The sequence below is a fragment of the Streptomyces sp. W1SF4 genome (assembly GCF_003950035.1).
Taxonomy (GTDB): domain Bacteria; phylum Actinomycetota; class Actinomycetes; order Streptomycetales; family Streptomycetaceae; genus Streptomyces; species Streptomyces racemochromogenes.
The window spans coordinates 4,391,909-4,405,867 of sequence record NZ_CP034350.1 but is presented as its reverse complement, the minus strand read 5'-3'; the positions used below and the strand labels follow the sequence as shown (position 1 = coordinate 4,405,867).

The window sequence follows — 13,959 nt, the reverse complement described above, 5'->3', positions numbered from 1 at the left end:
CGGGCTGATATCGATCACGGCTGACTCTCGGCTCACGATCCGGCGTTGACGTTGGCGAGGACGGCGGTGGCGATGGCCAGGACCACGGCGCCGGCGAGCAGGGCGCTCAGGTAGCTCTGTACGTTGCCGGTCTGGGCGCGGCGTACGAGGCTGCCGAGCAGCCGGGGGCCGGCGCCCGCGCCGCGGACGTACGTGTCGACGACCTCGCGGTCCAGGAAGCGGACCAGGCCCGCGGCCGCCCGGGTGGGGCGGACGAAGAGCCGGTCGTAGACGGCGTCGAGGTGGAAGCCGGCGGCGGCGTGGCGGTGCAGCGGGCCGAGGAGGGCCCGGCCGGGGTCGGCCGCGGGGGCGGCCGGGACGGCGGGGTGGTCGTGGGTCACCTCGGCCACCTCGGGGGTCTCGGCGGCGGATTCGGCGGCGGCGACGGACGCGGGTACGGCGGCTGCGCCCGGGATCCCGGCGGCGGCGCGGGCGGTGGCCCGCTGCCAGAGGCCGTAGGTGAGCACGATGCCGATGAGCGCGGCGCCGGTGCCGAGGACCGAGGTGGTCACGGAAGGGGTGAGCTCCTCGCCGTCGAACCATTCGGCGAGGGGGCCGGCGGCGAGGCCGAAGGCGGTCGAGGGGACGGCCAGCAGCCAGAGCACGCCGGTCATGGCGACGGGTTCCCTGCCGTGGTCGGGAGCGGCGCCGCCGCGGCCCCGGAAGGCCATCAGCCACAGCCGGGTGGCGTAGGCGGCGGTGAGCAGGGCGGTCAGTACTCCGGCGGCGAGGACGATCCAGCCGGCCGCGCCGGGCACGAGGGCGGAGTGTCCGCCGGCGGCGTGCTCGGCGGCGACGAGGACGGCTTCCTTGGAGAAGAAGCCGGCGAAGGGCGGGATGGCGGCGAGCGCGAGCAGCGCGACCGTCATCGTCCAGAAGGCGTCGGGGATGCGCTTGGCCAGGCCGTCCATGCGGGACATGGCGGCCAGGGAGTTCGTTCCGGCGGCGTGGATGATGACGCCCGCGCCGAGGAAGAGGAGCGCCTTGAAGGCGCCGTGGGACAGGAGGTGGAAGACGGCGGCGCCGCGGTCGCCGACGGCGAGGGCGCCGATCATGTAGCCGAGCTGGCCGATGGTGGAGTAGGCGAGGACGCGCTTGATGTCGTCCTGGGCGAGGGCGGCGAGGCCTGAGCCGACCATCGTGACGGCGGCCATGACGGCCATGACCACGAGCACGGCCCGGGAGGCCGTGAAGACCGGCAGCAGGCGGGCGATGAAGTAGACGCCGGCGGCGACCATCGTCGCGGCGTGGATGAGCGCGGAGACCGGGGTGGGGCCGGCCATGGCGTCGGGCAGCCAGGTGTGCAGCGGGAACTGCGCGGACTTGCCGGCGACGCCGGCGAGCAGGAGCAGCGCGATGAGCGTCGGGTGGTCGAGTCCGCCCGCGGCGACGGTGCCGAGGATCTTGGTGATCCGGAAGGAGCCGGCGTCGGCGGCGAGCGCGAACAGTCCGATGAGGAAGGGGACGTCGCCGAGCTTGGTGACGAGGAAGGCCTTCAGGGAGGCGGAGCGGGCTGCTTCGGTCTCCCAGTAGTGGCCGACGAGGAAGTACGAGCAGATGCCCATGATCTCCCAGCCGACCAGCAGCACCATCAGGTCGCCGGAGTAGACGACGAGCAGCATGGCGGAGGTGAACAGGGAGACGAGGGCCGCGTAGGACGGGTAGCGCGGGTCCTCGCGCAGGTAGGCCGTCGAGTAGAGCTGGACGCAGGTGGCGACGACGCCGACGAGGACGGCGACCAGTACGGCGAAGCCGTCCAGGTGGAGCGACAGGTCGATCGGCACGGAGCCGGTCGGGGTCAGCTCGGTCGCGGTGTCGATGGCCGGGCCGCCGCCTTGGCGGACGGCGACGAGGACGGCCAGGACGGCGGCGGCCAGCGTCGGCAGGACGGCGAGCGGCCTGACGAAGCCGGGGGCGGTGCGGCCGAGGAGCAGGCCGGCGAGGGCGCCGAGGAAGGGGAGGACGGGGACGAGGACCGCGAGGGTCGTGGTGCTCACGCGGCGACCTCCGGCCGGGCAGTGGTGGCGGCGGTGTCATCGGGCCGGCCGGGCTCGTGGCCCTCGGCGGTGTCGCGCAGCTTGTCGACGTCCGAGGTGCCGCGGTTGCGGTAGACCATCAGCACGATGGCGAGGCCGATGCCGATCTCGGCGGCGGCGATGGCGATGGTGAAGAGGGTGAGGGCCTGGCCGGCGTGCAGGGTGTCGCGCAGCCAGACGTCGAAGGCCACCAGGTTGAGGTTGACGGCGTTGAGCATCAGCTCGACGGACATCAGGACCAGGATGGCGTTGCGGCGGGCGAGCACGCCGTAGAGGCCGGTGGCGAAGAGCAGGGCCGCGAGGACCGCGGGGTAGGCGAGGTGCATCAGCTCTGCCCCTTCCGGGTGCCCGCGCGGGCGGCGGCGTCGGCCGCGTCGGCGGCGTCCTCGGCGGGGGTGGTGCGGCGGGAGAGCACCATGGCGCCGATCAGGGCGGCGAGGAGGAGCACGGAGAGCGCCTCGAAGGGCAGCACCCAGTGCTGGAAGAGGATCTCGCCGGAGACCTTGGTGGAGCCCTGGGCGGGACCGTCGAGGTCGATCCAGGTCGTGCGGAAGGCGTCGGCGACCACCCAGACGAGCGCGGCCCCGGCGGCGCCGGCGACGCCGAGCGCGACCAGCCGGTTGCCGGAGTCGGCGTCCGGGGAGCGGCCGATGGGCGCCTTGGTGAGCATCAGCCCGAAGAGGAGGAGGACGACCACGGAGCCGAGGTAGATCAGGACCTGGACCCAGGCGATGAACTCGGCGGTCAGCAGCAGGTACTCGACGGCGATCCCGCCGAGCGCGACGACCAGCCAGAGGGCGGCGTGCACGAGCTGCTTGGTGGTGACCGTGATGACGGCCGCGCCGAGGGTGGCGAGGCCGACGAGGAGGAAGGCGATCTCGACGCCGGTCGGCGAGAGGAAGCCGGGGCCGGGCGCGGGAACGCCCGCGGCCGCGGCGGCTGCGAGGTGGGCGGGGTACATCAGGCGGTGCCTCCCGCCGGGGTGTCGGGGGTTCCGTCGGCGGGGGTGCCGTCGGCGGGCGGGGCCGCTTCGGCCTGGGCCGCGGCCGCCGCCGCGGCGGCGGCGGCGGCGGCTTCGGCCTTCTCCACCGCCTTGCGGGCGGCCGCGATCTCCTTGGGCTCCTCGGCCCCGGGATCGAGGGCGGGCGGGGCGGGCACGGTCCACATCCACTCGCGCAGCTTGTCGCGCTCGTGGGTGAGCTCGTGGATGTCGGTCTCCGCGTACTCGAACTCCGGCGACCAGAAGAGGGCGTCGAAGGGGCACACCTCGATGCAGATGCCGCAGTACATGCAGAGGGAGAAGTCGATGGCGAAGCGGTCGAGGACGTTGCGGCTGCGCTCGCGGCCGCCGGGGGTGGCGGCGGGCACCGTCTCCTTGTGGGAGTCGATGTAGATGCACCAGTCGGGGCACTCGCGGGCGCACAGCATGCAGACCGTGCAGTTCTCCTCGAACAGGCCGATGACGCCGCGGCTGCGGGGCGGGAGCTCGGGCTGCACCTCGGGGTACTGGGCGGTGTGCGCGCGCTTGGTCATCGTGCGCAGGGTGACGGCCAGGCCCTTGGCGAGGCCGGATCCGGGAATCGGGGCCATTACTGGATCGCCACCTTCACGATGCCGGTGAGCGCGATCTGGGCGAGCGCGAGCGGGATGAGTACGGTCCAGGCGAGCTTCTGGAGCTGGTCCTCGCGCAGGCGCGGGTAGCTCACCCGGAGCCAGATGACGACGAACGCGAGGACGGCGGTCTTGAGGAGGGTCCAGAACCAGCCGAGGCCGTCACCGCCGAAGGGGCCGTGCCAGCCGCCGAGGAAGAGGACGGTGGTGAGGCCGCACAGGACGACGATGCCGGCGTACTCGGCGAGCAGGAACAGCGCGAAGCGCAGGCCGGTGTACTCGGTGTACGCGCCGAAGATGATCTCGGAGTCGGCGACGGGCATGTCGAACGGGGGCCGCTGGAGTTCGGCGAGGCCGGCGGTGAAGAAGACGACCGCGCCGATGATCTGCCAGGGCAGCCACCACCACTCGAAGGCGCCGACGATGCCGGGCAGGGACACGGTCCCGGCGGCCATGGCGACGGAGGCGGCGGCGAGCAGCATGGGCAGCTCGTAGGCGAGCAGCTGGGCCGCGGTGCGCAGGCCGCCGAGCAGGGAGAACTTGTTCGCGGAGGCCCAGCCGCCCATGAGGCTGCCGAGCACGCCGACGCCCATGACGGCAAGCGCGTAGAAGAGGCCGGCGTCGATGACCTGGCCGATCCAGCTGTCGCCCGGGCCGATGGGGATGGCGATCAGGACGAGGAGGTACGGCAGCAGCGCGACGGCGGGGGCGAGCTGGAAGATCCGCCGGTCGGCGTTGGCCGGGACGATGTCCTCCTTCTGCGCGAACTTCACGCCGTCGGCGACGAGCTGGGCCCAGCCGTGGAAGCCGCCGGCGTACATGGGGCCGAGGCGGCCCTGCATGTGTGCCATCACCTTGTGCTCGGTCTGCCCGATGACGAGCGGGAGCACGAGGAAGACGGCGAAGACGACGATCAGTCGCAGGGCGACGTCGAGGACGTCGTTCACGCGTCGCCTCCGGTGGTGTCGGTTTCGGTGTCGGTGTCGGGCTGGGGCTTGGCTTCGGGGGCCGGGGGCTCCTCGAAGGCGGGCTTCGGGTTGTGCCAGGGCGCGTCGGCGCTGCGCGGTGCCGGGCGCCTGGGGGCCTCCGGCTCCGGCGCGGGTGCCTGGCCGGCCGGGGTGCCCGGGCCCCCCGGCTCCGCCGGAGCGGCCGCCTGGCTCGCGGAGCCGTCCGCCGCGGAACGGCTGCGCCGGGGCGGGCGGGCCGTGTCCGGGGCCTGGACGGCGTCGGGGGCCGGAGGCTCCGGGGCCGCCTGGCTCGCCGAGCCGTCCGATGCCGAGCGGGTGCGCCGGGCGGGGCGCGGGGCGTCCGGGGCGGCCTGGCTCGCGGAGCCGTCCGGTGCCGGGCGGGCGGGGCGCGGGGCGTCGGGGGACGGGGGCTCCGGGGTGGTCTGGCTGGCGGAGCCGTCCGCTACCGAGCGGGTGCGGCGGGGCGGGCGGGCCGGGTCCGGGGTGGTTTCGGGGGCCGGGGGGGTGGTCTGGGTGGCGGAGCCCTCCGTCACCGAGCGGGTGCGGCGCACCGGGGCGCCCTCGCGCGGGGTGCGCGCCGGGCCGGCGCCGGCGGCGCGCGGGGTGCGGGCCGGGCGGGCGGGGGCGGGGGGCAGCTGGCCCTTGAGCGGGCCCCAGTCGTTGGGGTCCGGCACGCCGGGCGGGAGCATCTGGCGGCGCTTGGGCGCGTCCGGGTCGTGGGCCTCGCCCGGCTCCTTGGCGCCGGGCCACGCCTTGGCGACGCGCGCCGCCAGGACGAAGTCCTTGCGCAGCGGGTGCCCCTCGAAGTTCTCGGGGAGGAGCAGGTGCACGAGGTTGGGGTGGTCCGTGAAGGTGACCCCGAACATCTCGAAGGTCTCCCGCTCGTGCCAGGCCGCGCCCGCGTACACGGCGACGGCGGACGGCAGCGAGGGCGCCGAGTGCGGGACGGTCGTGCGCAGCAGCAGGCGGCGTACCCGGTGGTTCTCCAGGGAGACGACGTGCGCGCAGACGCGGAAGCCCGTACCGGGCTCGTCGACCGCGCTCAGCCAGTCGAAGTAGGTGCAGCCCAGCTTGTCGCGGGCGATCTCCAGCGCGGAGATCCAGGAGCCGACGGGGACGTCGACGGTGAGGAGCTCGTACGCGGACGAGGCCACGGCCTCGGCGCCGAAGACCGTGCCGGCCGCTTCGGGGAGGGAGTCGTAGAGGTTCACGCGCCGGCCCCCGGGGCGGGCGGCGCCGCGACGAGGCCGCTGGTGAGCTGGGCGACGGAGGGCGATGCCGCGTAGCGGTCCGCGAGGGACTCTCGGGCGATCTTCTCCTGGAGCTTGAGGATGCCCTGGAGGAGGGCCTCTGGGCGGGGCGGGCAGCCCGGCACGTAGACGTCGACCGGAATGATCTGGTCCACGCCCTTGGTGACGGAGTACGAGTCCCAGTACGGGCCGCCGCAGTTGGAGCAGGCGCCGAAGGAGATGACGTACTTCGGCTCGGGCATCTGCTCGTACAGGCGCTTGACGGCCGGGGCCATCTTGTCCGTCACCGTGCCCGAGACGATCATCAGGTCGGCCTGGCGCGGGCCCGGCGCGAACGGGATGACACCCAGGCGGATGAAGTCGTGCCGGGCCATCGACGCGGCGATGAACTCGATCGCGCAGCAGGCGAGGCCGAAGTTGAAGACCCACAGGCTGTAGCGGCGGCCCCAGTTCAGGACCACCTTCATGGGCTCCGGGGCGAGGCGGGAGAGCGCTCCCAGCCTCTTCGGCTCCGGGAGCAGCTGGGGCTGGGGCTCCGGGGTGACGGCCGGTGTCACGTCCATTCGAGGACGCCCTTCTTGTACGCGTAGAGCAGGCCGACGGCCAGGAACCCGAGGAAGACGAACATCTCGACCAGGGTCGTGGCGCCGTAACCGGCGGCGGCGAACACCGTCGCCCACGGGAAGAGGAAGATCGAGTCGACGGCGAAGATGACGTACAGGAACGCGTAGACGTAGTAGCGGACCTGGGTGTGCGCCCAGCCCTCGCCCACCGGGTCCACACCGCACTCGTACGTCAGGAGCTTCTCGGGGGTCGGGACCACGGGCCGCAGCAGGCGGCCGGCGCCGAAGGCCACGGCGACGAAGAGCACGCCGACGACAGCGAGCAGGCCGACGACCGAATAGCTCCGGAAGTAGTCCGCTGCGATCACGGTTGCTGTCGATACCGTTGGGTCGGGCACGTCCGTTCCTCGCTCCTCGGCCACTGTCGACGATCAGGTTGATCTGGTACGGCAGGGAGTCTAGGGCCTGGGCCGCACGGGGTGGGGTTACCCCCCGTTCACTGCCGCCTGGCTGCCCCATGGCGTCGGCGGGGCGGAATTGGCAGGCTGAGCCGCATGACCGCGAACGATCAAGCTTCCGCTCCCCCTCCCGTACGCCCCGCTTTCGACGCGGCCACGTGGAAGGAGATCGCCTACCTGCTGACCAACCTGCCGGTGGCGTTGATCGGATTTGTTTACACGGTTTTCATGGTTGCGACGGCGGGCGGTCTGTCCGTGACCGCGATCGGACTGCCGCTGCTCGCCTGCGGTCTGCTCGGGTCCCGGCAGCTCGGAAAACTCGAACGCGTCCGGGCGCGGGCCCTGCTCGGTGTACGGGTGGACGAGCCGACCCCGCTGCCGATACCGGGGCGGGCCGGCGGGTTCTTCGCCTGGCTGTGGGCCGGGGTCAAGGACCCGGTGGGCTGGCGGACCGTGCTGTACGAGCTGGTCCGGCTGCCGTGGGGAGTGCTGACCTTCAGTATCGCGCTGACCGGCCTGTTCGTGCTCTGGCCGGTACTGCCGTACGTGGTGCGCGGCCTGACCAACGTGGACCGCGCGGCCGTACGGGGCCTGCTGTCGCCCTCCGACGAGCTGGAGCGGCGCATCGCGGAGCTGGAGTCGGGGCGCGGGGTCGTCGTGGACACGGCGGCCGCCGACCTGCGGCGCATCGAACGCGACCTGCACGACGGGGCGCAGGCCCGGCTGGTGGCGCTGGCCATGGGGCTCGGTCTGGCGAAGGAGAAGCTGCTGGAGGACCCGGAGGGCGCGGCGGCGATGGTCGACGAGGCGCACGGCGAGGTGAAGCTGGCGCTCCAGGAGCTGCGGGACCTCGCGCGGGGCATCCACCCGGCGGTGCTGACCGACCGGGGGCTGGACGCGGCGCTGTCGTCGGTGGCCTCGCGGTGCCTGGTGCCGGTGAAGGTGCACGTGGACCTCGCGGAGCGGCCGGCCGAGGCGATCGAGGGGATCGCGTACTTCACCGTGTCGGAGCTGCTGCAGAACGTCAGCAAGCACGCCGGGGCGACGGCGCGGGGCGCGAGCGTCGAGGTGTGGCGGTCCGGGAACCGGCTGCTGCTGCGGGTCGCGGACGACGGGCGGGGCGGAGCGGGGGCCTCCGGGGGGAGTGGGCTGGCGGGGCTCGCGGAGCGGCTGCGGGCGGTGGACGGGGTGTTCGCGGTGCACTCCCCCGAGGGGGAGGGGACGGTGGTCACGGCGGAGCTGCCGTGGCGCTCCCGCGGGTAGCCCTGCCGGGTCCGGGGCGGGTGGGGGTGCGGGGCCGCTGCGCGGGGCCGGGTCCCCTACCCGCCCTTCCTCCGTTCCCCGGGCTCTGCCCGGACCCGCGCCTCAAACGCCGGCGGGCTGGAGGGGTGGGGTTATCCCCCCGCGGAGACGGTGACCTGCCGCATGGTTCGGGCAGAGGGGGCGGCGGCAGGGTTGAGGGGTCAAGGGATGAGCTGAAGGGCGGGCGGGATCATGGGCAACGGCAAGGGCATCGGCCGGGCGGTGCTGCGGGCTCCGGTGGCGGCGCAGACCTGGCGCGAGTTCGCGTACCTGCTGGTGGGCCTGCCGCTCAGCACCCTGTACTTCTCGCTCGCCGTCACCGGGGTGTCCATCGGCGCCGGGCTGCTCGTGACGTTCGTCGGGGTGCCGGTGCTGGCCGGGGTGCTGGCCATGTGCCGGGGCTTCGGGCGGGTGGAGCGGGCCCGGGTGCGCGGGATGCTGCGCGTGCCGCTCGCCGATCCGGCGCCGGTCCGGGCCGCGAAGGGCGGGGCGGTGGCCCGGCTCGGGGCGCTGCTCAAGAGCGGCAGTGCCTGGCGCCACGTGCTGTACTCCGTGGTGCACCTGCCCTGGGCGGTGTTCGCCTTCTCGACGGCGCTCGTGCTGTGGACCACCGGCTGGAGCCTGCTGCTGTACCCCCTGTGGTTCTGGACCTTCCCGGCCTTCACCGACCTGCCGGGCCTGCCGGTCCTCCAGAACGACGACTACGCCTTCTACCTGGACTCCCCCGCGACGATCATCGGCGCGTTCGTCATCGGGCTGGGCCTGACGCTGACCACCCCGTGGGTGCTGCGGGCGCTGACCACCGCCGACCGGGTGCTGGTCAGCGGGCTGCTCGGCCGGTCCCGGCTGGACGACCGGGTCATGGAGCTGGAGTCCGACCGCGGAGCGGTCGTGGACACGGCGGCCGCCGACCTGCGGCGCATCGAACGCGACCTGCACGACGGGGCGCAGGCCCGGCTGGTGGCGCTGGCCATGGACCTGGGCCTGGCGAAGGAGAAGCTGGCCGAGGATCCGCAGGCCGCGGCCCGGATGGTGGACGAGGCGCACGGCGAGGTGAAGATCGCCCTCCGGGAGCTGCGGGACCTCGCGCGCGGGATCCACCCGGCGGTGCTGACCGACCGGGGGCTGGACGCGGCGCTGTCGTCGGTGGCGTCGCGGTGCGCGGTGCCGGTGCGGGTGGAGGTGGATCTGACGGAGCGGCCGGCCGAGGCGATCGAGGGGATCGCGTACTTCACCGTGTCGGAGCTGCTGCAGAACGTCAGCAAGCACGCCGGGGCGACGGCGCGGGGCGCGAGCGTCGAGGTGTGGCGGTCCGGGAACCGGCTGCTGCTGCGCGTCGCGGACGACGGGCGGGGCGGAGCGGATGCCTCCGGCGGGAGTGGGCTGGCGGGGCTCGCGGAGCGGCTGGATGCGGTGGACGGGGTGTTCGTGGTGGATTCTCCCGAGGGGGAGGGGACGGTGGTCACGGCGGAGCTGCCGTGGCGCTCCCGCGGGTAGCCCGTGGGGGTGGGGCGGGTGCGGGGCCGGTGCGGGTGGGTGGGCCGCTGCGCGGGGCCGGTCCCCTACCCGCCCTTCCTCCGTTCCCCGGGCTCCGCCCGGACCCGCTTCCGGGGGCTCGCCCCCAGACCCCCGCGCCTCAAACGCCGGCGGGGCTGAGATGGGCTGGATCCGACCCCCTTAGGGCCCCAGCCCGTCCCCCATACGCGTCCGCCGGGCTTGATTCGGTCATGTCTTCCGGCCTTGGCTGGGATCCGCCCCCCGGTGCCCGTTCGGCTGGGATGCTTGGCTCTGCCAAGTGGGTCGACGAGTGGACGCGGGAGCTGCGAGAACGTGGAAGACAGGGTGCGGGTCGTCATCGCCGAGGATTCAGTGCTGCTCCGTGAGGGCCTGACCCGGCTGCTGACCGACCGGGGGCATGACGTCGTGGCCGGCGTCGGGGACGCGGAAGCCCTGATCAAGACGGTGGCGGACCTCGCGGCCGAGGGTGCGCTGCCCGACGTGGTGGTGGCCGACGTGCGGATGCCGCCGACGCACACCGACGAGGGCGTACGGGCCGCCGTGCGGCTGCGCCGGGACTACCCCGGCATCGGCGTGCTGGTGCTGTCGCAGTACGTGGAGGAGCAGTACGCCACCGAACTGCTGGCCGGTTCCAGCACCGGGGTGGGCTATCTGCTGAAGGACCGGGTAGCCGAAGTGCGGGAGTTCCTCGACGCCGTCGTCCGCGTCGCGCGGGGTGGGACGGCGCTGGACCCCGAGGTCGTGGCGCAGCTGCTCGGACGCAGCCGCAAGCAGGACGTCCTCGCCGGTCTGACCCCGCGCGAGCGCGAGGTGCTGGGCCTGATGGCTGAAGGACGCACGAATTCCGCTGTGGCCAAGCAGCTCGTGGTCAGTGACGGGGCGGTCGAGAAGCACGTCAGCAATATCTTCATGAAGCTGGGTCTGTCCCCGAGTGACGGGGATCACCGGCGTGTACTGGCGGTCCTCACCTATCTGAGGTCTTGATTAACTGACAATGCGTCAGGAAGGGCGCGCCGTTCCGGTGCGCCACGGCGACCGCCGGGTGATTTGGAAGATTTCGAGTTGTGCACGACGTCTGTCGGACAGACCGCCCCTTGAGGGGCGGTCCAGAATGCGGGCGACCCCAGGGCCTGACGACCTCACGGACGTAGGGTTGGTCCTGGGAACGAGCGCCCCGCCTCGAAGGAGGTCCAGTTCAGTGACCAGCCAGGTCAGTAGCCCGGCCGAGCAGGCCGACGGGGCCGGCGGGTCCATCGGGGAGCAGCGCACCGCGGCTGCGCCCCATGGAGCCGGCAAGGAGATCCGCCGCGTCGACCGGGTGATCATCCGCTTCGCGGGTGACTCGGGTGACGGTATGCAGCTGACGGGTGACCGTTTCACCTCGGAGACGGCGTCCTTCGGCAACGACCTCTCGACGCTGCCGAACTTCCCCGCCGAGATCCGGGCCCCCGCCGGGACCCTGCCGGGTGTGTCGTCGTTCCAGCTGCATTTCGCGGACCACGACATCCTCACCCCGGGCGACGCGCCGAACGTGCTGGTCGCGATGAATCCGGCGGCCCTGAAGGCCAACATCGCGGACGTGCCGCGCGGCGCGGAGATCATCGTCAACACCGACGAGTTCACCAAGCGCCCCATGGCCAAGGTCGGCTACGAGACCTCCCCGCTGGAGGACGGCTCCCTCTCCGCGTACAACATCCACCCGGTACCGCTGACCACCCTGACGGTGGAGGCCCTCAAGGACTTCGGGCTCTCCCGCAAGGAGGCCGAGCGCAGCAAGAACATGTTCGCGCTGGGGCTGCTGAGCTGGATGTACCACCGGCCGACCGAGGGCACCGAGAACTTCCTGCGGCAGAAGTTCGCGAAGAAGCCCGACATCGCGGAGGCGAACATCGTCGCCTTCCGCGCCGGGTGGAACTTCGGCGAGACCACCGAGGACTTCGCCGTCTCCTACGAGGTCGCCCCGGCCACCCAGGCCTTCCCGACCGGCACCTACCGCAACATCTCCGGGAACCTGGCGCTCTCCTACGGCCTGATCGCGGCGGCCCGGCAGGCCGATCTGCCGCTCTACCTCGGCTCCTACCCGATCACCCCGGCCTCCGACATCCTGCACGAGCTGAGCCGGCACAAGAACTTCGGCGTACGGACCTTCCAGGCCGAGGACGAGATCGCCGGCATCGGCGCCGCCCTCGGCGCGGCCTTCGGCGGCGCGCTCGGCGTGACGACGACCTCCGGGCCCGGCGTGGCGCTGAAGTCCGAGACCATCGGGCTCGCCGTCTCCCTGGAGCTGCCGCTGCTGGTCGTGGACATCCAGCGCGGCGGCCCGTCGACCGGGCTGCCGACCAAGACCGAGCAGGCGGACCTCCTCCAGGCGATGTACGGCCGCAACGGCGAGGCCCCCGTCCCCATCGTCGCCCCGCGCACCCCGGCGGACTGCTTCGACGCGGCGCTGGACGCGGCGCGGATCGCGCTGACGTACCGGACGCCGGTCTTCCTGCTCTCCGACGGCTACCTCGCCAACGGCTCCGAGCCGTGGCGGATCCCGGACGTGGCCGACCTTCCCGACCTGAGGGTCCGGTTCGCGACGGCGGCCAACCACACCCTCGCGGACGGCACCGAGGTGTTCTGGCCGTACAAGCGGGACCCGCAGACGCTGGCCCGCCCCTGGGCGGTCCCGGGCACGCCGGGGCTGGAGCACCGGATCGGCGGGATCGAGAAGCAGGACGGCACGGGCAACATCAGCTACGACCCGGCCAACCACGACTTCATGGTCCGCACCCGCCAGGCGAAGATCGACGGCATCGTGGTGCCCGACCTGGAGGTCGACGACCCGGACGGCGCCCGCACCCTCGTCCTGGGCTGGGGCTCCACCTACGGCCCCGTCACCGCCGCCGTCCGCCGGCTGCGCGCCGCCGGCGCCCCCGTCGCGCAGGCCCACCTGCGCCACCTCAACCCCTTCCCGAGGAATCTCGGAGAGGTCCTGAAGCGCTACGACAAGGTGGTGGTGCCGGAGATGAACCTCGGGCAGCTGGCCACCCTGATCCGGGCGAAGTACCTGGTCGACGCCCAGTCGTACAACCAGGTCAACGGAATGCCCTTCAAGGCGGAGCAGCTCGCGAAGGTTCTCGAGGAGGCCATCAATGACTGAGGCGCCCACCCTGCTCTCCCTGGTCCCCAAGGCCGAGGCCAAGCAGTCGATGAAGGACTTCAAGTCGGACCAGGAGGTCCGCTGGTGTCCGGGCTGCGGGGACTACGCGGTCCTGGCCGCCGTCCAGGGCTTCATGCCCGAGCTCGGCCTCGCCAAGGAGAACATCGTCTTCGTCTCCGGCATCGGCTGCTCCTCCCGCTTCCCGTACTACATGAACACCTACGGGATGCACTCCATCCACGGCCGCGCCCCCGCCATCGCCACCGGCCTGGCGACCTCCCGCCGCGACCTGTCCGTCTGGGTCGTCACCGGCGACGGCGACGCCCTCTCCATCGGCGGCAACCACCTCATCCACGCCCTGCGCCGCAACGTCAACCTCAAGATCCTGCTTTTCAACAACCGGATCTACGGCCTCACCAAGGGCCAGTACTCCCCCACCTCCGAACTCGGCAAGATCACCAAGTCCACGCCGATGGGCTCCCTCGACGCCCCCTTCAACCCCGTCTCCCTCGCCCTGGGAGCCGAGGCCTCCTTCGTCGCCCGCACCCTGGACTCCGACCGCAAACACCTCACCGAGGTCCTGCGGCAGGCAGCCGACCACCCCGGCACCGCCCTCGTCGAGATCTACCAGAACTGCAACATCTTCAACGACGGCGCCTTCGACGCCCTCAAGGACCAGGAACAGGCCCGCGAGGCCGTCATCCGCCTCGAACACGGCCGGCCCATCCGCTTCGGCGCCGACGGCAGCAAGGCGGTCGTCCGCGACGAGCGCACCGGCGACCTCGAAGTCGTCGAGGTCACCGCGGCCAACGAGAACCGGATCCTGGTCCACGACGCCCACGCGGCCACCCCCACGACCGCCTTCGCGCTCTCCCGCCTCGCCGACCCCGACACCCTCCACCAGACGCCCATCGGCGTCTTCCGGAGCGTGACCCGGCCCGTCTACGACACCCTCATGGCCGACCAGCTCGACACGGCCGTCGACCAGCGCGGCAAGGGCGACCTGGCGACCCTGCTGGCCGGCTCCGACACCTGGACCGTGATCGGCTGAGGCGCCGGCCCCGGTACG

13 protein-coding genes are annotated in these 13,959 nt (G+C 72.7%); 5 read left to right on the top strand and 8 right to left on the bottom strand.

Annotation, left to right across the window (positions count from 1 at the left end):
* Positions 1-32: 32 nt before the first annotated feature.
* The 8 genes from D1J60_RS20615 to D1J60_RS20580 are packed head-to-tail and all read right to left on the bottom strand — an operon-like array spanning position 33 to position 6,865.
* Positions 33-2,036 (bottom strand): NADH-quinone oxidoreductase subunit L, encoded by a 2,004-nt coding sequence (locus D1J60_RS20615; RefSeq protein WP_125822101.1) that lies wholly within the window; start codon positions 2,034-2,036, stop codon positions 33-35.
* Complete coding sequence (gene nuoK, locus D1J60_RS20610) at positions 2,033-2,401, bottom strand: NADH-quinone oxidoreductase subunit NuoK (protein ID WP_125598590.1); 369 nt, start codon at positions 2,399-2,401, stop codon at positions 2,033-2,035. Before nuoK ends, D1J60_RS20615 begins: the two co-directional genes overlap by 4 nt.
* Complete coding sequence (locus D1J60_RS20605) at positions 2,401-3,036, bottom strand: NADH-quinone oxidoreductase subunit J (protein WP_125822100.1); 636 nt, start codon at positions 3,034-3,036, stop codon at positions 2,401-2,403. Before D1J60_RS20605 ends, nuoK begins: the two co-directional genes overlap by 1 nt.
* Positions 3,036-3,665, bottom strand: coding sequence for an NADH-quinone oxidoreductase subunit I (locus D1J60_RS20600; RefSeq protein WP_125822099.1), 630 nt, complete (start codon positions 3,663-3,665; stop codon positions 3,036-3,038). Before D1J60_RS20600 ends, D1J60_RS20605 begins: the two co-directional genes overlap by 1 nt.
* The gene (locus D1J60_RS20595; protein WP_125598587.1) at positions 3,665-4,633 is read right to left on the bottom strand and encodes a complex I subunit 1 family protein; all 969 of its coding nucleotides are present in this window, start codon (positions 4,631-4,633) and stop codon (positions 3,665-3,667) included. The genes D1J60_RS20600 and D1J60_RS20595 overlap by 1 nt, the downstream gene beginning before the upstream one ends.
* Positions 4,630-5,865, bottom strand: coding sequence for an NADH-quinone oxidoreductase subunit C (locus D1J60_RS20590; RefSeq protein ID WP_125822098.1), 1,236 nt, complete (start codon positions 5,863-5,865; stop codon positions 4,630-4,632). Before D1J60_RS20590 ends, D1J60_RS20595 begins: the two co-directional genes overlap by 4 nt.
* Positions 5,862-6,467 carry an NADH-quinone oxidoreductase subunit B gene (locus D1J60_RS20585; RefSeq protein WP_125822097.1) on the bottom strand — a complete coding sequence of 202 codons (606 nt, stop codon included), beginning with the start codon at positions 6,465-6,467 and terminating at the stop codon, positions 5,862-5,864. Before D1J60_RS20585 ends, D1J60_RS20590 begins: the two co-directional genes overlap by 4 nt.
* A complete protein-coding gene (locus D1J60_RS20580; RefSeq protein WP_125605284.1) occupies positions 6,458-6,865 on the bottom strand; it encodes an NADH-quinone oxidoreductase subunit A in 408 nt (135 codons plus the stop codon). The genes D1J60_RS20585 and D1J60_RS20580 overlap by 10 nt, the downstream gene beginning before the upstream one ends.
* A 156-nt stretch (positions 6,866-7,021) precedes the next feature.
* Between D1J60_RS20580 and D1J60_RS20575 the strand changes: the two genes are divergently transcribed.
* The 5 genes from D1J60_RS20575 (at position 7,022) to D1J60_RS20555 (ending at position 13,941) form a co-directional block, all read left to right on the top strand.
* On the top strand, positions 7,022-8,188 hold the full coding sequence (locus D1J60_RS20575) for a sensor histidine kinase (protein WP_125822096.1): 1,167 nt from the start codon (positions 7,022-7,024) through the stop codon (positions 8,186-8,188).
* Positions 8,189-8,419: 231 nt separating this feature from the next.
* Entirely contained in the window at positions 8,420-9,724 is a 1,305-nt protein-coding gene (locus D1J60_RS20570; protein WP_125822095.1) for a sensor histidine kinase, read from the top strand.
* A 345-nt stretch (positions 9,725-10,069) separates the two neighbouring features.
* Entirely contained in the window at positions 10,070-10,729 is a 660-nt protein-coding gene (locus tag D1J60_RS20565; RefSeq protein ID WP_125595319.1) for a response regulator transcription factor, read from the top strand.
* A gap of 214 nt (positions 10,730-10,943) precedes the next feature.
* A complete protein-coding gene (locus D1J60_RS20560; RefSeq protein ID WP_125822094.1) occupies positions 10,944-12,890 on the top strand; it encodes a 2-oxoacid:acceptor oxidoreductase subunit alpha in 1,947 nt (648 codons plus the stop codon).
* The gene (locus tag D1J60_RS20555) at positions 12,883-13,941 is read left to right on the top strand and encodes a 2-oxoacid:ferredoxin oxidoreductase subunit beta (protein ID WP_125822093.1); all 1,059 of its coding nucleotides are present in this window, start codon (positions 12,883-12,885) and stop codon (positions 13,939-13,941) included. The genes D1J60_RS20560 and D1J60_RS20555 overlap by 8 nt, the downstream gene beginning before the upstream one ends.
* Positions 13,942-13,959: the final 18 nt, after the last annotated feature.

Excerpts from the sequence above, each read along its gene's own strand:
- D1J60_RS20600 (WP_125822099.1), bottom strand. The coding sequence starts at position 3,665 with ATGGCCCCGATTCCCGGATCCGGCCTCGCCAAGGGCCTGGCCGTCACC.
- D1J60_RS20605 (WP_125822100.1), bottom strand. The coding sequence starts at position 3,036 with ATGTACCCCGCCCACCTCGCAGCCGCCGCGGCCGCGGGCGTTCCCGCG.
- nuoK (WP_125598590.1), bottom strand. The coding sequence starts at position 2,401 with ATGCACCTCGCCTACCCCGCGGTCCTCGCGGCCCTGCTCTTCGCCACC.
- D1J60_RS20585 (WP_125822097.1), bottom strand. The coding sequence starts at position 6,467 with ATGGACGTGACACCGGCCGTCACCCCGGAGCCCCAGCCCCAGCTGCTC.
- D1J60_RS20570 (WP_125822095.1), top strand. The coding sequence starts at position 8,420 with ATGGGCAACGGCAAGGGCATCGGCCGGGCGGTGCTGCGGGCTCCGGTG.
- D1J60_RS20555 (WP_125822093.1), top strand. The coding sequence starts at position 12,883 with ATGACTGAGGCGCCCACCCTGCTCTCCCTGGTCCCCAAGGCCGAGGCC.
- D1J60_RS20575 (WP_125822096.1), top strand. The coding sequence starts at position 7,022 with ATGACCGCGAACGATCAAGCTTCCGCTCCCCCTCCCGTACGCCCCGCT.